This is a genomic window from Streptomyces sp. NPDC046831 (assembly GCF_040645305.1).
Taxonomy (GTDB): domain Bacteria; phylum Actinomycetota; class Actinomycetes; order Streptomycetales; family Streptomycetaceae; genus Streptomyces.
This window is the reverse complement of the sequence record NZ_JBEYXZ010000018.1, coordinates 63,867-82,745: the sequence shown is the minus strand read 5'-3', so window position 1 is coordinate 82,745 and position 18,879 is coordinate 63,867. Positions and strand designations below refer to the sequence as shown.

The 18,879-nt window shown below is 73.8% G+C and carries 16 protein-coding genes; 8 read left to right on the top strand and 8 right to left on the bottom strand.

The annotated features are described in order from the left end of the window. Positions 1-337: 337 nt before the first annotated feature. From ABZ920_RS17575 to ABZ920_RS17565, 3 genes are all read right to left on the bottom strand, one after another. Entirely contained in the window at positions 338-1,777 is a 1,440-nt protein-coding gene (locus ABZ920_RS17575) for a gamma-aminobutyraldehyde dehydrogenase (protein ID WP_361505068.1), read from the bottom strand. A gap of 16 nt (positions 1,778-1,793) precedes the next feature. Then, the gene (locus ABZ920_RS17570) at positions 1,794-2,195 is read right to left on the bottom strand and encodes a nuclear transport factor 2 family protein (protein WP_361505065.1); all 402 of its coding nucleotides are present in this window, start codon (positions 2,193-2,195) and stop codon (positions 1,794-1,796) included. A 76-nt stretch (positions 2,196-2,271) separates the two neighbouring features. Next, complete coding sequence (locus ABZ920_RS17565) at positions 2,272-3,804, bottom strand: cytosine permease (protein WP_361505062.1); 1,533 nt, start codon at positions 3,802-3,804, stop codon at positions 2,272-2,274. A gap of 99 nt (positions 3,805-3,903) precedes the next feature. On the opposite strand from ABZ920_RS17565, the gene ABZ920_RS17560 reads away from it, so the two are divergent. Then, positions 3,904-5,355, top strand: coding sequence for a PucR family transcriptional regulator ligand-binding domain-containing protein (locus ABZ920_RS17560; protein ID WP_361505060.1), 1,452 nt, complete (start codon positions 3,904-3,906; stop codon positions 5,353-5,355). A 140-nt stretch (positions 5,356-5,495) separates the two neighbouring features. Here ABZ920_RS17560 and ABZ920_RS17555 read toward each other — a convergent pair whose 3' ends face one another. Beyond that, positions 5,496-6,305, bottom strand: a complete 810-nt coding sequence (locus ABZ920_RS17555) for an anti-sigma factor (protein ID WP_361505057.1) — start codon at positions 6,303-6,305, stop codon at positions 5,496-5,498. Positions 6,306-6,348: 43 nt separating this feature from the next. Further along, complete coding sequence (locus tag ABZ920_RS17550) at positions 6,349-6,891, bottom strand: sigma-70 family RNA polymerase sigma factor (RefSeq protein WP_361505054.1); 543 nt, start codon at positions 6,889-6,891, stop codon at positions 6,349-6,351. Positions 6,892-7,102: 211 nt separating this feature from the next. On the opposite strand from ABZ920_RS17550, the gene ABZ920_RS17545 reads away from it, so the two are divergent. From ABZ920_RS17545 to ABZ920_RS17535, 3 genes are all read left to right on the top strand, one after another. Further along, entirely contained in the window at positions 7,103-8,677 is a 1,575-nt protein-coding gene (locus tag ABZ920_RS17545; RefSeq protein ID WP_361505051.1) for a DUF4331 domain-containing protein, read from the top strand. A gap of 134 nt (positions 8,678-8,811) precedes the next feature. After that, entirely contained in the window at positions 8,812-10,827 is a 2,016-nt protein-coding gene (locus tag ABZ920_RS17540) for a hypothetical protein (protein WP_361505048.1), read from the top strand. Continuing rightward, the gene (locus ABZ920_RS17535; protein ID WP_361505045.1) at positions 10,824-12,482 is read left to right on the top strand and encodes a nickel transporter; all 1,659 of its coding nucleotides are present in this window, start codon (positions 10,824-10,826) and stop codon (positions 12,480-12,482) included. Before ABZ920_RS17540 ends, ABZ920_RS17535 begins: the two co-directional genes overlap by 4 nt. Before the next feature lie 84 nt (positions 12,483-12,566). Here ABZ920_RS17535 and ABZ920_RS17530 read toward each other — a convergent pair whose 3' ends face one another. Then, the gene (locus tag ABZ920_RS17530) at positions 12,567-13,373 is read right to left on the bottom strand and encodes an SGNH/GDSL hydrolase family protein (RefSeq protein WP_361505043.1); all 807 of its coding nucleotides are present in this window, start codon (positions 13,371-13,373) and stop codon (positions 12,567-12,569) included. Between the two features lie 546 nt (positions 13,374-13,919). On the opposite strand from ABZ920_RS17530, the gene ABZ920_RS17525 reads away from it, so the two are divergent. Both ABZ920_RS17525 and ABZ920_RS17520 read left to right on the top strand, forming a co-directional pair. Then, entirely contained in the window at positions 13,920-15,029 is a 1,110-nt protein-coding gene (locus ABZ920_RS17525; RefSeq protein ID WP_361505040.1) for a DUF5925 domain-containing protein, read from the top strand. A gap of 83 nt (positions 15,030-15,112) precedes the next feature. Then, positions 15,113-15,886: a DUF72 domain-containing protein gene (locus ABZ920_RS17520; RefSeq protein WP_361505037.1), complete on the top strand. Its 774-nt coding sequence runs from the start codon at positions 15,113-15,115 to the stop codon at positions 15,884-15,886. Positions 15,887-16,121: 235 nt separating this feature from the next. Here ABZ920_RS17520 and ABZ920_RS17515 read toward each other — a convergent pair whose 3' ends face one another. Continuing rightward, positions 16,122-16,508, bottom strand: coding sequence for a GntR family transcriptional regulator (locus tag ABZ920_RS17515; RefSeq protein WP_361505034.1), 387 nt, complete (start codon positions 16,506-16,508; stop codon positions 16,122-16,124). Between the two features lie 72 nt (positions 16,509-16,580). On the opposite strand from ABZ920_RS17515, the gene ABZ920_RS17510 reads away from it, so the two are divergent. Then, positions 16,581-17,546, top strand: a complete 966-nt coding sequence (locus ABZ920_RS17510; protein WP_361505031.1) for a GNAT family N-acetyltransferase — start codon at positions 16,581-16,583, stop codon at positions 17,544-17,546. Continuing rightward, positions 17,527-18,027, top strand: coding sequence for a DUF402 domain-containing protein (locus tag ABZ920_RS17505; RefSeq protein ID WP_361505028.1), 501 nt, complete (start codon positions 17,527-17,529; stop codon positions 18,025-18,027). The genes ABZ920_RS17510 and ABZ920_RS17505 overlap by 20 nt, the downstream gene beginning before the upstream one ends. A gap of 101 nt (positions 18,028-18,128) precedes the next feature. Here ABZ920_RS17505 and ABZ920_RS17500 read toward each other — a convergent pair whose 3' ends face one another. Continuing rightward, positions 18,129-18,749 (bottom strand): class I SAM-dependent methyltransferase, encoded by a 621-nt coding sequence (locus tag ABZ920_RS17500; protein ID WP_361505025.1) that lies wholly within the window; start codon positions 18,747-18,749, stop codon positions 18,129-18,131. Positions 18,750-18,879: the final 130 nt, after the last annotated feature.

Sequence of the window (18,879 nt, the reverse complement as noted above, 5' to 3'; positions counted from 1 at the left end):
GATTCACCTTCCCCGCAAGAGGGTTGACGATCGCTCGCCCAGCTCGCCGATCTGATTGCTCGACCAGCTCACCGATCTGGCCGTGTGGCCGTCCTGGACCTTCGTGGCCGCATCCGCCGGATGCCCGGCCGTACGCCGGCAGCCCCTCGGCGCTCGCCGGCAGGCGACGGGACACTGCCCGACCGACGACGAACCCCTGCTTCGGCGGACCGCTCCGGCAGCACCTCACTGCGATGTCCCGATGCCGCACCCGGATCGGGGTCTGCCGGTTCTGCACAAGGACGTCCAGGACGTGCCGTCGACGCCGACGGCCCGCCACCGGTGCCGTTGCCGGACCTCAGAGCGACGTCATGACGTGCTTGATCCGGGTGTAGTCCTCGAAGCCGTATGCGGAGAGGTCCTTGCCGTAGCCGGACTTCTTGAACCCGCCGTGCGGCATCTCGGCGACGAGGGCCATGTGGGCGTTGATCCATACACAGCCGAAGTCGAGGTTCTTCGACATTCTCATCGCCCGCGCGTGGTCCTTGGTCCACACCGAGGAGGCGAGCGCGTAGTCGACACCGTTGGCGTACCGCACGGCCTGGGCCTCGTCCGTGAAGGACTGGACCGTGATGACCGGGCCGAACACCTCGTTCTGGATGATCTCGTCGTCCTGGTGGAGGCCGGAGACCACGGTCGGGGCGTAGAAGTAGCCCTGCTCGCCGACCCGGTGGCCGCCGGTCTCGATCCTGGCGTGGCCGGGCAGACGCTCGATGAAGCCGCTGACCTGGGCGAGCTGGGCCGCGTTGTTCAGCGGTCCGTACAGCACGCCCTCGTCGTCCGGAAGTCCGGTCCTGATGTCGGCCGCGGCCTTGGCGAGGGCGGCGACGAATGCGTCGTGGACCGACTCGTGGACCAGGACGCGGGTCGCGGCCGTGCAGTCCTGCCCGGCGTTGAAGAAGCCGCCGATCACGAGGTCCTCGACCGCCTTCGCCAGATCGGCGTCCTCGAAGACCACCGCCGGGGCCTTGCCTCCGAGTTCCAGGTGGACCCGCTTGACGTCCTTGGCGGCGCTCTGGGCGACCTGGACGCCGGCGCGTACCGAACCGGTGATGGACGCCATCGCGGGGGTCGGGTGCTCCACCATGAGACGGCCGGTCTCACGGTCACCGCAGACCACGTTGAAGATTCCGCGGGGCAGCGCCAGCTCCTCCAGGACACCGCCGATGATCTCGGCGATCAGAACCGTGGAGGCCGGGGTGGTGTCCGAGGGCTTGAGGACCACGGCGTTGCCCGCCGCGAGCGCCGGGGCGAACTTCCACACCGCCATCAGCAACGGGTAGTTCCAGGGCGCGACCTGCGCGCACACACCGACCGGCTCACGCCGGACGATGGAGGTCATTCCCTCCGTGTACTCGCCGGCCGAGCGGCCCTCCAGCATGCGCGCCGCGCCCGCGAAGAAGCGGATCTGGTCGATCGCGGGAGCGAGTTCCTCGCTGCGGGTCAGGCCAAGCGGCTTGCCGGTGTCCCGGCTCTCCGCGGCGACGAGCTCGTCGGCCCGCGCCTCCATGGCGTCGGCGATCTTCAGCAGTGCCCGCTGCCGTACGGACGGCGTGGTGTCGCGCCAGACGGGGAACGCCGAGGCCGCGGCCGCCATCGCGGCGTCCACGTCCGCGGCCCCCGAGAGCGGGGAGGTCGCGTAGACGTCCCCCGTGGTGGGGTCCACCACATCGAGCGTGCGGCCGTCCGAGGCGTCCGCGAACGCACCGTCGACGTAGTTGCGGAAGGTGGTGCTCATGGAACGTCTCTCCTGGTCAGACGGCGGTACGGGCGGAAAGGTGCTCGTGGACGGCGACCCACCGGCCGTCGTCGGCGCGAGTGAAGACGATGGTCTCCCGTTCGTGGACCGTCTCCTCGCCGGTGTGGGTGGCGACCCGGGTTTCGACGTCGTGGCTGAAGACGGCCGTGTCGCCGAAGGGCTGGATCAGCTGTCCGGACGAGGTGCAGCCGAGGATCCGGAAGCCGTCCTGTTCCACCCACTGCTGCCACAGCGCCCGGTACTCGGCCGTGGAGCCGAGCCGCCGCGGGGTGGTGTGGAAGACGAAGGTCGCGTCCGGCGCGAAGGCGCCGAAGTAGTCGTCGACGCGGCCCTCGGCGAAGGCGGCGACAAGCGCGTCCGCGGCGGTCCGGACCTCCTGGACGGTGGTGGTGCTCATGTGCGGCTCCTGGTCATGGGCGCTCGGTGATCGGGCCGCAACCCCCGTGTTCGATTGCGGTGGGTGACGGTGGGGCTCAGTGGGCCACGGCGGGATCGGTCACGGTCTCCTCGGCGCCGGTGATCGGCGGCACCGGGGCATCCGACGCGCGCACGAATCGGGGTCCGGCCGGTCCGTACACGGCGCGCGGTTCGGGGAACAGAGCGAGCAGGGCGAGGTAGAGCACGATCGCGAGGGTGAGGCCGACCAGCAGCGAGATGTCCGTGCCGCCCGCGAGATCGCCGAGCGGGCCGACGAACTGGCCGGGGAGATTGGTGAAGAGGACCGCCACGACGGCGGAGACGAGCCAGGTGGACATGCCGCGCCAGTTCCAGCCGTGCGTGAACCAGTAGCGGCCGCCGCGTTGGCGGCGGTTGAAGACCTGCAGAGCCTCCGCGTCGTACCAGCCGCGCCGGGTGACGTAGCCGAGAGTCATGACGATCATCCACGGTGCGGTGCAGGTGATGATCAGCGTGGCGAAAGTCGAGATGGACTGCGCGAGGTTGAGCGCGAAGCGGCCGGCGAAGATGAACGCGATGGACAGCACACCGATGAAGAAGGTGGCCTGGACGCGGCTGAAACGCGGGAAGACGCTGGAGAAGTCGAGCCCCGTGCCGTACAGGGACGTCGTGCCGGTGGAGAGGCCGCCGATCAGGGCGATCAGGCAGAGCGGCAGGAAGTACCAGCCCGGTGAGATCGCGAGCAGTCCGCCCACGTAGTTGGGGGCGGCGGGATCGACGTACTTCTCGGCCTTCGACGCGATGATCGACGCGGTGGCCAGGCCGAAGAGGAAGGGCAGCAGGGTGGCGATCTGGGCGAGGAACGCAGCCCCCATCACCCGGCGGCGCGGAGCCCCGGCCGGGATGTAGCGGGACCAGTCACCGAGGAACGCGCCGAAGGAGACCGGGTTGGAGAGCACGATCAGCGCGGAGCCGATGAACGAAGGCCAGAACAGCGGGTCGGCCGTGGACGTGAAGGCCCCTGCGTAACCGGCGTCGAAATCGCCGGCGAAGGCGAAGGCGCCGAGCACGAAGAGGGCCGACGCCGCCAGGACCGCGATCTTGTTGACCAGCAGCATGAACCGGAACCCGTAGACGCAGACGACCAGGACCAGCCCGGCGAAGATCGCGTACGCGATGCCGTACGTCACGTCCGACTCGGGGACGTCGGCGAGCCGGTGCGCGCCGCCGACCAGCGCGTCCCCCGAGGACCACACCGAGATCGAGAAGAACGCGATGGCGGTGAGCAGGGAGAGGAACGATCCGACGACCCGGCCGTGCACACCCAGGTGCGCGGAGGAGGAGACGGCGTTGTTCGTGCCGTTGGCGGGGCCGAACAGCGCCATCGGGGCCAGGAGGAGCGCACCCGCCACGAGACCGAGGGCGGTCGCCGCGGCACCCTGCCAGAAGGAGAGGCCGAAGAGGATCGGGAAGGCGCCCAGCACACAGGTCGCGAAAGTGTTGGCACCACCGAAGGCGAGCCGGAACAGATCGATCGGGCGGGCCGTGCGGTCCTGGTCCGGGATCCGCTCCACACCATAGGTCTCGATCTCGGTTATCGACGCCGTCATGGCATCACCTTTCGGTCATACAGGGGGAGGCGCCACAGTCTGGTCCACTCAGATGACCAGCGACAATTGTGTACGTCACAGAGACGTAGGCTGTTTTATGTGGCCAAAAACAAACTCACCGTCGGTGATCTGCTGTCCTTCCCGGCGCTCCGGCTCTCCGTGAGGGCCGGCAGCGCCGGTCTGGACCGGTCCGTGTCCTGGGCGCATGCCAGCGAGCTTGCCGATCCCACGCCCTGGCTCCTGGGTGCCGAGGTGATCATGACGGCGGGCATGGCCGTCCCCCGTACCGCTGCCGGGCAGCGCGCCTACCTGGAGCGGCTGGACGACGCAGGGGTGTCGGCTCTCGCCCTCTCCGCACAGCTGCACATGCCCCCGCTGCACGACGCGTTCTTCCAGGCGGCGGACGAGCGGGGCTTCCCGGTCCTCGAAGTGCCGCTCGCCGTCCCGTTCATCGCCGTCGCCCAGGAAGTCGCGGCCGCCGCCCAGGAGGACGCCCGGCACCGGCTGGGCGCGCAGCTCCAGGTCTTCGACGCGCTGCGCTGGCTGGTCGCCGAGGACCTCGACACGCCGACACTCCTGCGCCGTCTGGAAGGTCTGTCGGGTTACGAGGTCCATCTCTGCACACCGCAGGGCCGCCCGCTTCTGCCCGGCGTTCCCGTGCCGGATCCCGCCGTCCTGCCCGCTTCCGTCGACGCCCCGCCGACGATTCCCGGCGGATTCGTCCTCCCGGTGCCCGCACCCGGCGGCCCGGCGGGCTTTCTGGTCGCGTACGAGCGTCAGGGTGCCCAGCCCGGGGGACTCGCCGTCGCCCAGCACATCGCCACCGTGGCGGCGCTGCGGCTGGCGATGGTACGCAACGAGCGTGAGACGCTGCGCCGCGAGGGCGCGGAGACACTGGCCGAACTACTGCAGGAGGTGCTCGATCCGGAGGCGGCCCGCCGCCGGCTCGCCCGGCACGCGATCGAGGGCGACACCGTACTCCTCGTGGTGCGCCACACCACCGACGAGGCGCTGCTGCGCTGCCTGGAGGACCAACCCCATCTGCTGCTCACCCGCGGCGAGGACCGCTACGTCCTGGGGCCGCCGGAGCTGGCGGTGGCCGTCGGTGAGCTGCCGGCCGTGACAGCAGGGGTCAGCCGCCCCTTCCGGCCGGGCGCACCGCTGAAGGTCGCCCAGCGCGAGGCGCTGTGGGCGGTGGCCAAGGCCGGGGAGTCGGGCCGCCCCGTCGTCCGGTACGGCGACGACTCGACGGGACGGTGGCTGCCCGACGACCCCGCCGTCCTGAGCGCGCTGGTCGAGCACGTGCTCGGCGGGGTCCTGCGCTACGACGAGGCCCATGGCTCGCAACTGCTGGTCTCCGCCCGTACCTGGATGGAGCGCGACCGCCGAACCGAGACGGCCGCGGCGGCGCTCCACATCCACCCCAACACCCTTGCCTACCGGCTGCGCCGGTTCGGTGCTCTCGTCGGCCGTGATCTGACGTCGACCGGGGCTCTGGCCGAGGTCTGGCTGGCCATTCAGGCGGCGGGGGCGCTGGGCCTCACCGACTGAGCACCTCCTCGGCAGGCCGGTCGACCGCCTCAGCGACGAAAGCGCATGAGAGAAGGGGGGCGAGGGTCGGGAGCTCTGCGGGACTCCCTGCACCCCTTCTCCGCGCAGCCGCGGCCCTGACCCGGCTGCGCGGAGAAGGCCTAACCGAATCCAACGGATTCCAGGCCGAGTTGGACAATCGGCCGCGTGGTCGGCTGTTCGGATCCCCCGTCGGGCTCGACGGTCACGGCCAGTGACGTGGCCGACCGGGTCAGACCGGAGGCGACCAGAGGCGTGTCGGCGTCGAAGAGCCCGAGGGACTGCGGACGCGCACCGGGACGCATCAGCCAGAGCTGCCGTACGCGTCCGCCCGGCGGGGTGCCGTATCCGCTCAGCGTGACGACGGCCCGCCCCTCCTGTGCGGAAGCGATCACTCCGATACTGCCTCCCCGGGTGTCCCGGCCGGTGGCGGCCCGCGCGTCGGACGCGGTCAGAACGTGGGCGATCTCACGTGCCCGGTCCCGCTCGGCGTCCAGCCGGTCCTGCGTCCGCTGGGCCTGGACGGCGAAGAGCGCGGCCACGACGAGGGCCGCGGCGGCGGTCACGGTGGCGAACGGCGCGAACAGCGGGCGCGGCCGGGACGCGCGGGTGCGGCCGGGTGGCGGCTGCACGCCCCATACGTGCGGGGGAAGTTGAGGGGTGTGGCCGCGGGCCGGGGCGGGCTCCTGCGCGGTGGTGCGGACGGCGGCCATCACCCTCTCGCGCAGCGCGGCAGGCGCCGGCGCGGCCGCCGACCAGGCCAGCCGCACCGCGTCCTCGGCCAGGGCGCGGACTTCGGCGGTGCACCTGTCGCACTGCCTCAGGTGCCGCTCGAAGCGGACGCGTTCGCCGGGTTCGAGCGCGTCGAGGGCGTAGGGGGCGGCGAGGGAGTGCAGGTCCTCGCGGCGCAGCAGGCGGTCGAGGAGGCTCATGCCACACCTCCCCGGCCCGCACGGCACGGACGGTCGACGGCACTCATGCGACACCTCCCAGGCAGTTGCGCATCCGGGTCAGCCCGTCACGCATGCGTGTCTTGACCGTCCCCAGCGGCAGGGAGAGCCGCTCGGCCACCTCACGGTAGGTGTAGCCGTCGTAGTAGGCCAGGGTGAGCGACTGGCGCTGCAGTGCGGTGAGGCGGTCCAGGCAGCGCCGCACCCACTGGCGTTCCAGTCCGGCCTCCACCTCCTCGGCGACGTGGTCGAAGGCGGGCTCGGCCGCGCGCAGCGCCTCGCGCTGCTCGCGTTCACCGGCGGCGCGGGCGCTGCGCACCCGGTCGACGGCGCGGCGGTGGGCGAGGGTGAGGACCCAGGACAGCGCGCTGCCGCGCTCCGGGTCGAACCGGACGGCGGAACGCCACATGTCGAGCAGCACCTCCTGGGCCACCTCCTCGGACTGGGCGGGGTCGCGCACCACGCGCCGCACCAGTCCGTACACGGGCCCGGACACCAGCCCGTACAGCTGCTCGAAGGCCTTCTGGTCGCCCCCTGCCACGAGCACCAGGAGTTCGTCCGCCTCCACCCCGTACCCCCTCTCCGCCGCGACCGCCGCGGGTCCGTCCCGTCACGCGGGGCGTGCGCGACGCGCGCGCCTCCCGGAGGTGTTACGGATCAGCGGGCCGAAAACGCGGGTCGGACGGGCGGAAAAGATTTCCGGGCCGCCGACCAATCCGCCCCGCCGCCGCCTCCGAATGCCCCGGCGACAGGCAAGTCGGCACTGAGGACGGATCGGCATGACAGCTTTCTCCAGTCTCTCCGGGCGCGAGGGGCCCACCCAGCAGCGGTCGGCGCGGGCGGCACGCAGAGGCCTCGCCACGCTCGTCTGCGGGGCGCTGGCCGCCGGGGGCATCGCGGCGGCGGGCGTGGCCACGCTGGAACCCGGCGTGGCGTCCGCCTCCAGCCACCGTGAGGCCCCGCTCATCTCCGGGACGCCGCAGTACGACAACACGGACGTCTACGCGTTCGTCAGCCCGGACAAGCCCGACACGACGACGATCGTGGCGAACTGGATCCCGTTCGAGGAGCCGGCCGGCGGGCCGAACTTCTACACCTTCGCGGACGACGCCCAGTACGACCTGCACGTCGACAACGACGGCGACGCGCAGAGCGAGCTGGTCTTCCGCTACACGTTCAGCACGCACCGCAAGAACGGGGACACGTTCCTCTACAACACCGGCCCGGTCACCAGCCTGGACGACCCGGACCTGAACATCACGCAGACGTACGACATCGAGCTGATCAGGCTGCACCACCGGAAGCCGGTGTCCAGGACGAAGCTCGCGGACGACGTGCCGGTGGCGCCGTCCAACGTCGGCAAGGCGTCCATGCCGGACTACGGCATGCTGCGCCGGCACGCGGTCCACACGACGGCCGGGGGCGCCTCGACCTTCGCGGGCCAGGCCGACGACCCCTTCTTCCTCGACCTGCGCGTCTTCGACCTGCTGTACGGCGGGAACCTCTCCGAGGTCGGCCGGGACACGCTCGCCGGCTACAACGTCAACACGATCGCCCTGCAGGTGCCGAACGACCTGATCCGCGAGTCGGAGCACCAGCCGGTCGTGGGCATCTGGTCGACGACCCAGCGCAGGAACGCGCGCGGCGGCTGGACCCAGGTCTCCCGCCTCGGCAACCCGCTGGTCAACGAGGTCGTCAACCCGCAGAAGGACAAGGACAAGTTCAACGCCTCCACGCCGTACGACGACGCGCAGTTCCTGAAGAACGTCACCCAGCCCGAGCTGCCGAAGCTCATCGAGGGCATCTACAAGATCAAGGCACCCGCCGAGCCGCGCAACGACCTGGTCGACGTCTTCCTCAAGGGCGTCGAGGGCCTCAACCAGCCCCCGCACGTGCGGCCGGCGGAGGAACTGCGGCTCAACACCTCCGTCAAGCCGAACCCGCACCCGAAGCGGCTCGGTGTCCTGGACGGCGACAACGCGGGCTTCCCGAACGGGCGCCGGCTCGGCGACGACGTGATCGACGCGGCGCTCCAGGTCGTCGAGGGCGAACTGGTCGGCTCGAAGAACGACCTGGGTGACGCCGTCGACGAGAACGACAAGAAGTTCGAGACGCACTTCCCCTACGTCGCGGAGCCGACCTCGGGATCGCGCGGCCCGCTCGCCAAGGGAACGACCAGCGGCGCCGACGTCCGCAGCCAGCTCGGGGACGCCCTGCGCCCGGCCGGCGCGCAGGCGGCGGGCTCCGGGAACACCGTCCTGATCGCCGCGTCGGCGGCGTCGGGGGCGGCCGCGGTCCTGCTGCTCGGCACCGGCCTGGCGTGGTGGCGCCGCCGCCTGCACCGCCCGTACTGACCCGCCCGTCCCTTCCCCCCGACCGGCGCGGCCCGCGTTTCCGTCCCCCACGGCGCGGGCCGCGCCACCCGTCCGACGGCGACGGGCCCACCGGCCAGGCAGGTTGAACGATGACACGCGACCGAGGAGAGGGCATGGCCTCGCGGAGGAACGACACCGCACGGGACACGGGACACGGCGCGCTCCCCGCCGCGCCCCCGGAGCGCGGGGACGGCGCGGCCCCGACGGCCGCGCCGCACCCCGGCGCCCCCGGCGGCACCCCGAGCGCCGCGCCGCGCCGCACGCGGCGAGGCGAGCCCGGACGCGGCACGGAGGCCGCGGCGGGCGGCGGGCACGCGATCACGGCCGCGACCGACGCACGGGACACCGGGCGAGACGGCTCCGGCACCGCGACCGACGCCCGGGACACCCGGCACAGCGCTCCCGCCGACGCGACCGACGCCCGGCACCACACTCCCGCGGCCGCGACCGACGCACGGCACGACACTCCCTCGGTCGCGGTCGGAGCGCGGGACGCCCGGCCGGACACGCGACCGGCCGCGGACAGCGGACCCGGCACGGAACCGGCCACGATCACGGGCACCCGCCCCGGCACGCTCCCCGCCGCAGCGGGCGACCGGCCCCCCACCGAACCCCCCGCGGCGGCGGACTCCCGCCCCGGCGCCCGACCGGCCGCAGCGGTGGAGTGCGGGCCCGGCGGGGGGCCGTCCGCCCAGCCGGCGACGGCCCTGGGGGCGGGGCCGGGCGGCGCAGCACGTCCCGTGCCGGGCGAGGAGCAGCGGGTGGCCGCCGTCCGGCGGGTCGCCGCCGCGGGGCGGCGGTGGCGGGCCCTGCGGCTGGCCGGACCCGCTCTGCTGCTGGCGGTCGCGCTCACCGGGGGCGCGGTCGCCGTCGGTGCCGTACGGGACGGCGGTCAGCCGGTTGCCCCGGCGACGGCCGGCGCGGTGGCCGCGGGGTCGCCCGCGGGCCGGGATCTCGACGCGGACGTCGCCTCCCTGCAGGCGCACCTGCGGGAGCAGCCGAGGGACCACGGCGGCTGGGCGACGCTGGCACTGGCGTACGTGGAGCAGGCCCGGACCAAGGGCGATCCGTCGCGCTACCCCGAGGCCGCGAGGGCGCTGGCACGCTCCCTGAAGCTCGCGCCCGGAAACGACCAGGCGCTCGCCGGACAGGCCGCCCTCGCCGCCGCCCGGCACGACTTCACCGGCGCCCTGGCCCACGCGGACCGGGCCCTGGAGCGGAACCCCTACAGCGAACGCGCCCTGTGCTCGCGCATCGACGCCCTGGTGGAACTCGGCCGGTACGGCGAGGCGGCCCGGGCGGCGGACACCGCCGACGCCCGGCGCCCCGGGGTCCCGGTGTTCACCCGGTACGCGTACGTGCGCGAGTTGCGCGGCGACGTCGGCACCGCCCGGCGCGTGCTCGAACAGGCCCTGGGCAGCGCCGCGTCGGCCGGCGACATCGCATACGTCGCCACCCAGCTCGGACAACTGGCCTGGAACCAGGGCGACTACACGACCGCACTCCGTCACTACGCCCGCGCCCTCGCCGCCGACGACACCTACCTGCCCGCCCTGGAGGGCCGGGCCCGCGCCCAGGCCGCCGGCGGTGACCTCGCGGACGCGGTCGCGGGCATGGAGCGGGTCGTCGCCACGCATCCGCTGCCCGGCCCCCTCGTCGCACTCGGCGAGTTGTACGAGGCCCGTGGCGGCGAGGGCGACCGGGCCCGGGCCCGCGACCAGTACGCCCTGGTCGGCGCGTGGCTCGCCCTGGCCCGCGCGAACGGCGTCCAGGCCGACCTCGACACCGCGCTCGCCGCCGCCGACCACGGCGACGCCCGGGAGGCCCTGCGCGCGGCCCGCGCCGAGTGGGCCCGCCGGCAGACCGTGCACACCGCGGACGCCCTCGCCTGGGCGCTGCACGCCGACGGCCGCGACGACGAGGCACTGCCCTACGCCCGCCGCGCCACGGCGACCGGCTACCGCAACGCCGTGTTCCTCTACCACCGCGGGGTGATCGAACGCGCCACGGGCCGCCCCCGTGACGCCCGGACCCATCTCACCCGGGCACTGGAGCTGAACCCCGGCTTCTCCCCGCTCGGCGCCCGCGCGGCCCGAGCCGCGCTGACGGCGCTGGAGGCGGCCCGGTGAACCCCCGTCGTGCAGGCGCCCGCGCCGCCGCGGTCCTCCTGGCCGCCTGCGCGCTCGCGCTGGTCCCCACCGGCGCCGCGAGCGCGCATCCCCTGGGCAACTTCACCGTCAACCGCTACGACGGCCTCGTCGCCGCCCCCGGCGCGCTGCGCGTCCACCACGTCGAGGACCTCGCCGAGATCCCGGCGACCCAGGCCGGGCCGGACATCGAGCGGCTCGGCCTGTCCGCGTGGGCCCGGCAGCGGTGCGAGCGGGCGGCGCGCGCAAGCACCGTCACCGTCGACGGGCGCGCGGCCGTCCTCACCGTCGGCGCCGCTCACGCGCGCGTGCGGCCCGGTCAGGCGGGACTCGACACCCTGCGCGTGGAGTGCCGGCTGACGGCGCCGCTGCCGAGGGAGCGCACGCTCGCACTCGGCTTCCGCGGTGCGGGGGCGTCCACCGGGCCCGGCTGGCGGGAGATCACCGCACGAGGCGACCGGACGACGCTGACCGCGTCCGACGTGCCCGCCTCCTCCGTCTCCCGTGAACTGACCGTCTACCCCGAGGAGTTGCTGTCGTCCCCGGCCGACACCGCCACCGCCTCCCTGCGGGTTCGTCCCGGCGGTCCCGCGCTGGCCGCCGGGGGGAAAGAGGCGCCCGCCGCCTCCGTCCTGCCGCGTGGGGCCGACCGCTGGACCCGCGCCCTGGACGACCTGGTCGCCCGCCGGCACCTCACCCTCGGCTTCGCCGCCCTCGCGCTGGTCGTCGCCGTCGGCCTGGGCGCGATGCACGCGCTCGCCCCGGGCCACGGCAAGACCCTGATGGCGGCGACCGCGGCGGCGCGCGGCGGCCGGGCCCGGCTGAGGGACGTCCTGCCGCTCGCGGCGTCGGTGACGGTCACCCACACCCTCGGCGTGGTGGCGCTCGGCCTCCTGGTCACGGCCGGTTCCGCGGCGGCGCCGTCGGTGATCGCCTGGCTGGGGGTCGCGAGCGGTGTCCTGGTGACCCTCGCGGGCGCCGCCCTCCTGCGCCGCGCCTGGCACCACCGGGACCGGCCTCACCCGCACGCCCACCCCCACACGCCGGAGCACGTCCACCCCCACGCGCCGGATCACGCTCCCGCGCACTCCCCGGCGCACGGGCACTCCCCGCCGCGCGGGCACGAACCGGAGCGGGACCACGACCACGCCCACGCTCACGCCCCCGCCCAGGGCCACCACGGTGAGGACCACGCCCACACCCACCCCGAGCACGAGAGCCCTGACGACTCCCCGGTCTCCGGCGGTCTCGAGCACACCCACGGCGGCTTCGCCCACACCCACCCCGTCGCCCCGACTCTCCGCGGCACGCTGCTCATGGGGTTCGCCGGCGGGCTCGTGCCCAGTCCGTCGGCCGTGGTGGTGCTGGTGGGCGCGGCAGCGCTCGGCAAGGCCTGGTTCGGGCTCCTGCTGGTCGTCGCCTACGGTCTGGGGCTCGCCCTGACCCTCACCGCGGCCGGGTTCGCCGTCGTCAGGCTCGGCACCGGCCTCACCGGCGTGCTGCGCCGCCGCTCTGGGTGGACCGCCGGCCCGCTCACCGCGCTGGTGCGCCGGTGCGCGCCGCTGGGTTCCGCGCTGGTCGTGCTGGCCCTGGGCGCCGGACTGGTGCTCAGGGGGGCGGCGTCCGCGCTGGGCTGAGCCGGGACGGCCCCGGCGACGTGCGTGGAGGAGACCCCGGCGGACAAGGTCTCCTCCACGGCTGAGGCGCCGACTCCCCGAGAGTCAGGCCGCGTTGGTGAGCACCGGCAGGTAGCCGCCCGACTGGCCGGAGGCGGTGGGGTGGTACGACTCGCCGATGTTGAGCCAGTTGACGCTGTGCAGCCAGGAGCTGCTGGAGCAGATCTCGTGCCCGGAGAACGTGGTGCGGACGTCGCCGAAGACGAAGCCGTGGTTCGCGACCACCTTGGCGACGGCGGCGTTGAGGTGGTCGGAGGCGTTGTTGATGGCGGAGCGCTTGGTCTCGGACAGGCCGAGGCAGGTGGTGCCGAGCTTGTAGAAGCGCGGGTAGCCGAGGACGACCACCCGGGCGTTGGGCGCCTTGCTGCGGATGACCGAGTAGAGGTTGCTGAGCTTGCCGGGCAGCGTCGTGTCGACGTACGCCATGGCGGTGTTGATGCGGGACAGGCACGTGCTGTCGGACGAGGTGACACAGGTCGTCATGACGTCGGCGAAACCGGCGTCGTTGCCGCCGACGCTGAGGGACACGAGCCCGGTGGAGGAGGTGAGCGGGCCCAGCTGGTTCGCCAGGACGTCGTCCGTCCGGGCGCCCGAGCAGGCGGTGAAGGAGAACGAGGAAGGTGCGTGGGCGGCGTTCCACAGGTACGGGTACGCCTTCGTGCTGCGGTCGCAGTCACCGCTGGAGCTGATGTAGCTGCCCGCGCCGACCCCGGAGGAGTACGAGTCGCCGAGGGCCACGTAGCCGCCGGTGGCGGCGAGTTCGGATGCCTGCGTGGAAGCCGCCCCGGTGAGCGTGAGGCCGATGCCCAGGAGGATGGAGGTGATGTAGGCGGAAAGTCGGGAACGTCTCATGGAACCTCCCTTTAGCAGGATCTCTGCCACAACTGTGGTAGCAGCTACGCGTGTTGACTGGAAGTGTCCATGCCAAGAAAATTCCACCACTCAACGAAATTCATCCGTGTGGTTCATCGTCCCGTCACCAGGTCCTTCCACCACGGACCATGACAGGTCGCCAGGTGAGGTGCTGTAGGCGTCGCGTCTGCTCCCGAACATGAGCCCGCCAGGAGCGAGGTGGGCGGGGCGCGTGCCTCTCGACGCCTCCTTGGCGACCGCGCACTGCGGCCCGGCACCCGGCGCCTGGAGGGGACAAGCCACTCACACGGACCGATCCCCCGACCGGACCACGAACCGGGTCGCGGTTCCTGACGGTCCGGCAGCACGAACCGGCGCTACGGACGTCCGTGGCGGATCGGACGGACGCGCCCCCGCCGCGGCGGGTCCGGGGCGCGCAGGCGGCGGGACACGGGAAGGAGGCGGGGAGCACGTGCCGCGGCCGACACGCCGCGCGCACCTCGGAAACCGGGTGCGCACCCAGTCCGTGTGCCGGATCATGGCGGCATGTCTGCGAACCCACACGACGCTCTGCCGATCCGGCTCAACGTCGACGACTCCGACTCGCCGTCCGACGTCGTCGACGCGCTGTTCCTCGGCCGCTTCGCAACGGGCGAGCAGCCGTACTCACACGCGGCGAACATCGACCGGGTCCGCTCCGGCGCCACACTGCTGCCGCAGGGCGCCCGCGTGCTGCGGGCCGCCCGCGACGACGACCGCAGCGCGACCCTCGCCGAGGGCGACGGCTGGACGCTGCTGGTCTCCCGCTGGAACCGGGGCGCCGACGTCACGGTCACGGCGACCAGCGCCGAGCTGGCCGCGCGAGTGCTCCAGGAGGCGACGGACGGCGCGGCGGACGAGCCCGAGCCGCAGCCGGAGAACGTCACCATGGGCTTCTGGTACGTCTCCCCCCGCCGCGGCCCGCACCGCACGACCCGTCAGATCTCGGCGAGCACCTGGGAGGAGCTGCGGGCCAACTACACGGCGCCGGTGGCGGACGCCCTGGACCGCCTGATGAAGACGACCCCGGAGGACATCGCGGGCCGGCTCCTGCTGCTGCACGGCCCCCCGGGCACGGGCAAGACCTCGGCGCTGCGCACGCTGGCCAGGTCCTGGCGGGACTGGTGCCAGGTGGACTGCGTACTCGACCCGGAGCGGCTCTTCTCCGACGTCGGGTACCTCATGGACATCGCGATCGGCGAGGAGGACGGGGCGGGCAAGGGCCGCTGGCGTCTGCTGCTGCTGGAGGACTGCGACGAGCTGATCCGCGGCGAGGCCAAGCACACGGCGGGCCAGGCGCTGTCCCGGCTGCTCAACCTCACCGACGGCCTGCTCGGCCAGGGCCGCAACGTCCTGGTCGGAGTGACCACCAACGAGGACCTGGAGCGGCTGCACCCGGCCGTGGTCCGCCCCGGCCGCTGCCTGGCCCGCATCGAGGTGGGCCCGCTGACCCGCCGGGAGGCGCTGGCCTGGCTGGGCGAGGAGGCCGAGGGCCGCAAGGACGCCGTCGGCCGCCACGGGGCGACCCTCGCCGAGCTGTACGCCCTGCGCCGGGGCACGTCGCCGACGGCGCTGCCGGAGCCGCGGGGCGGCGAGGACGCGGGGCTGTACCTGTGACGCGCCGGGCCGTGCCGGCGGTGTGACGGGCGTGGCCCCGCCGACCGGGCGCCCGGTGGCCGGGCCGGTGTTTTGATGGGCGTATGACCCTGTTCGTCGGCACGTCGGGCTGGCAGTACAAGGACTGGCGGGGTGTGCTGTACCCGCAGGGGTGCCCCGTGCGGCTGTGGCTGGAGGAGTACGCGGCGGCCTTCGCGACGGTGGAGGTCAACAACGCCTTCTACCGGCTGCCCTCGCGGGAGACCTTCGAGAGCTGGCGGGAGCGGGTCCCGCCGGACTTCGTCGTCGCGGTCAAGGCCAGCCGCTATCTGACGCACATCAAGCGCCTGAAGGAGCCCGAGGAGCCGGTGCGCCGCCTGATGACGCACGCCGGCGGCCTGGGCGGGCGGCTCGGGCCGGTCCTGCTCCAGCTGCCGCCGACGCTGCGGGCCGATCCAGAGCTGCTGGACGCCTGCCTCGCCTGCTTCCCGGCCGGCACCCGGGTCGCGGTGGAGCCGCGCCACGAGTCGTGGTGGACGCCGCAGGTGCGCGACATCCTGGAGCGGCGCGGGGCCGCCCTGTGCTGGGCCGACGTCCTCGCCCGGCCGGTGACGCCGCTGTGGCGGACCACCGACTGGGGCTACGTCCGCTTCCACGTGGGGCGCGCCCGGGTGTGGCCGCACTACGGCCGCCGCTCGCTGGAGACGTGGGTGGACCGCGTCGCCGTCACCTGGCCGGACGACCACGACGTGTACGCCTACTTCAACAACGACCCGCTCGGGGCGGCGGTGCGGGACGCGGTCCGCTTCGCCCGGGCGGCGAGGACGGCGGGACGGACGGTGACGCGGACGCCGGGAAAGGTGCCGGCGCGGAGCTGACCGGCGCGCGTCACGCCACCGGCTCCCTGGTGCCGCGGCCGGCAACGTCTGCCCGTCGAGGAGCGGCGTCCGGTGCGTGCTCCCGGCGTGCCGGCCGGACGCCCTCGCACTGGATGCACTGGGGCTTTCGTCCGGTGCGGCGAAGGGGGTCCCCCCTCCGAGCCGTGCGAAGCCGGTTCGAGGACGGGGGCGCGTGCCGGGCGTCGCGACGGGGCGGACGTTGCCTGTCGCGGCACTAGCCCTCGTGCCCGCCGGACCCGCCGTAGGCCGCCCGCAGGGCGTCCCGGGCGGCCGCCAGTGCGTCGGTCTCCGTCAGCCCGAGGCGCCGGACCCGGTCCGCGTAGGCCTGGGCGGCGGCCGCCGCCTCCCGTGCCGCGGCGGAGCCGGCGGCGGCCACGAACGTGCCGTTGCGGCCGCGCGTCTCGATCACGCCGTCCGCCTCCAGCGCCCGGTAGGCCTTGGCCACCGTGTTCGCCGCGAGGCCCAGCGACTCGGCCAGTCCGCGCACCGTCGGCAGCCGGTACCCCACCGGCAGCGCGCCCGACCGCGCCTGCTCGGAGATCTGCGCCCGCACCTGCTCGTACGGTGGGGTGCCGTCGTCGATGTGGATCTTCAAGGTCACGCACACGATTGTCCCGCACCCACCGGAAAATGGGAGGCCGGCCGCCGGTTCCTCCCCGTAGCGTGCGCGGTCATGACTGTGACCGTCCGCGCCCTGCGCCCCGAGGCCCGCGCCGACCTCGAGGGCTTCGCCCGCGTCAGGCGCCGCGCGCTCCCGTTCATCCTGCTCACCCCGGACTCCCTCGCCTACGACCTCCGCCACATGCACCCCGACGCCCACTACCGCCCCCTCGTCGCCGTCGCGGACGGCGAGGTGATCGGCACGGCACAGGTGCACCTCACGCACGACAGTGGCGAGCCCGGCCAGGGCAACGTCAACGTGTACGTGGACCCGGCGCACACCCGTCGCGGCGCCGGCGGGCTGCTCCTGCGGGCCGCCGAGGAGCACCTGGCCGCCCTCGGCGCGCGGAGGCTGTACGCCTGGGTACTGGACGAACCGGGCAATCGGGCCTTCGCCGAGAGCAACGGCTACCGGGCGAGCCGCTCGGCGCACTTCCTGCGCCTGGACCTGGCGGCCGGCACGCTCCCGCCGGCACCGGTCGCACCACCGGGCGTCGAGGTGCGCAGCGCGGCCGACTTCGCCGGCGACCCGCGCCCCCTCTTCGAGCTGGACGCGGAGACGGTGACGGACGAGCCGAGCGACGTCGACATGCGGCTGAGCGACTACGACGCGTGGCTGACGGAGACCTGGCGGCATCCGCTGGTCAGCGCCGAGCTGTCCTCCGTCGCCGTGGTCGACGGGCGCCCCGCCGCCTTCACTCTGACCCGCACCGACGGCAGCCCCCTCCCGCTCCGTCGCCCCCGCGCGGGCGGGGCGAGCGTCGTCGGCACCGTCATGACCGGCACCGCCCGCGCCTTCCGCGGCCGGGGCCTGGCCAGGCTGGTGAAGACCGACGCGCTGCACCGCGCCCGGGCCGCCGGGTTCACGCAGGCGTTCACGGGCAACGACACCGGCAACGGGCCGATGCTGGCGGTCAACCGCCGGCTCGGTTACGAGATCTGCGCGACGGAGGTGCGCCATGTCCGCGAACTCGGCTGAGCCGGCCACCGGGGTGGACGTCGTCCTCGTCAAGGGCGGCCGGACCAAGATCTGTTATCCGGCGGAGCTGCTGGCCGACGACGGCACCCGGATCGCCGTCCGGGCGGCCTGGGCGGGCGACGGCGTGCGCGACTTCGGTTTCGTCCGCTTCGAGCCGGGCGACGTCTTCACCGAGTACTACTGGCGCGACCGCTGGTACTCGGTGAAGGAGGTCCGGGCCGCCGGAGGCGCGCTGAAGGGCTGGTACTGCGACGTCACGCGCCCTGCCACACGCGCGGGCGGCACGGTCGTCGTCGAGGACCTCGACCTGGACCTGTGGCGCTCGGCCGACGGGGGTGACGTGCGGCGGCTGGACGAGGACGAGTTCGCGGCGAGCGGCCTGGCGCGGACGGACCCCGAGGCCGCGCACGCCGCCGTGTCCGCCCTCGACGAACTGGAGACGCTGGCCCGCGGGGGCGGCTTCGACGCGCTGCTGACCTGAGCGCCGGCCCGCCGGACGGCCGGGCCGCTCACCCTCGCGGCACGGCCCGGCGAAGCCCCTGCCCGTGGGGCACCGCCCGGTCCGGGGCGGGCCCGCGCGGCTCACACCATGGCCACCACCGCGTACCGCTCGTCGTTCACTTCCCTGCCCCACAGCCGGTCGTCGCCGGAGAGGCGCTCGATGCGGATGTGATGCGTGAGCGGCCCGAGAAGCATGGTCAGCCGGTCGACGGGTATGCCGACGGGCATGACGCCGCCCCACACGCCCTCGACGAGGACCAGCCGCCCGGCCGGGCGCAGCAGCGCGCGGCCGGGGTCGGGCAGCGCCCACAGCAGGTGGCGTACGCGGACGGTGTCGAAGCACCCCTCCCGGACGGGCGGGGCCGCGGCGTCGCCGACGAGGAGCACGGTGTCACGGCCGGCGAGCTCGGCGCGCGCCCGCTCCACCATGGCCGGGGACCTGTCGACGCCCGTCGCCCGGTGTCCCTGCTCGGCCGCCAGGAGCGACAGGCTGCCGGTACCGCAGCCGATGTCGAGGAGGTCGCCGGGCGGCTGCGGCAGCCAGGAGCGCAGCCGCTCCGCCCAGGCGGCGCGCACCCCCGGGTCGCGCAGCCCGTGGTCGGGCTCCTCGTCGAAGGACGCCGCCTGCGCGTCCCAGTCCACTCGGGCCGGGACCGGTCCGTCGCCCACGATGTCCCGCCGTTCGTCCGTCCGCTCGCTCATGGGCGCAGAGTGGCACCCGCCACTGACAGTCCGATGGTGACCGCGGCCACAGACAGACCCCCGCCGATGAGGAACTCTCGCCCGCAAGGTCCACCTCCGTGGGAACACGGAACCCGGTGGGCCGCGAAGG

What these genes read in the sequence shown, in the direction of transcription:
- ABZ920_RS17575 (WP_361505068.1), bottom strand. Translation starts at nt 1,777, where the DNA reads ATGAGCACCACCTTCCGCAACTACGTCGACGGTGCGTTCGCGGACGCC.
- ABZ920_RS17570 (WP_361505065.1), bottom strand. Translation starts at nt 2,195, where the DNA reads ATGAGCACCACCACCGTCCAGGAGGTCCGGACCGCCGCGGACGCGCTT.
- ABZ920_RS17565 (WP_361505062.1), bottom strand. Translation starts at nt 3,804, where the DNA reads ATGACGGCGTCGATAACCGAGATCGAGACCTATGGTGTGGAGCGGATC.
- ABZ920_RS17555 (WP_361505057.1), bottom strand. Translation starts at nt 6,305, where the DNA reads ATGAGCCTCCTCGACCGCCTGCTGCGCCGCGAGGACCTGCACTCCCTC.
- ABZ920_RS17545 (WP_361505051.1), top strand. Translation starts at nt 7,103, where the DNA reads ATGACAGCTTTCTCCAGTCTCTCCGGGCGCGAGGGGCCCACCCAGCAG.
- ABZ920_RS17540 (WP_361505048.1), top strand. Translation starts at nt 8,812, where the DNA reads ATGGCCTCGCGGAGGAACGACACCGCACGGGACACGGGACACGGCGCG.
- ABZ920_RS17530 (WP_361505043.1), bottom strand. Translation starts at nt 13,373, where the DNA reads ATGAGACGTTCCCGACTTTCCGCCTACATCACCTCCATCCTCCTGGGC.
- ABZ920_RS17525 (WP_361505040.1), top strand. Translation starts at nt 13,920, where the DNA reads ATGTCTGCGAACCCACACGACGCTCTGCCGATCCGGCTCAACGTCGAC.
- ABZ920_RS17520 (WP_361505037.1), top strand. Translation starts at nt 15,113, where the DNA reads ATGACCCTGTTCGTCGGCACGTCGGGCTGGCAGTACAAGGACTGGCGG.
- ABZ920_RS17510 (WP_361505031.1), top strand. Translation starts at nt 16,581, where the DNA reads ATGACTGTGACCGTCCGCGCCCTGCGCCCCGAGGCCCGCGCCGACCTC.
- ABZ920_RS17505 (WP_361505028.1), top strand. Translation starts at nt 17,527, where the DNA reads ATGTCCGCGAACTCGGCTGAGCCGGCCACCGGGGTGGACGTCGTCCTC.
- ABZ920_RS17500 (WP_361505025.1), bottom strand. Translation starts at nt 18,749, where the DNA reads ATGAGCGAGCGGACGGACGAACGGCGGGACATCGTGGGCGACGGACCG.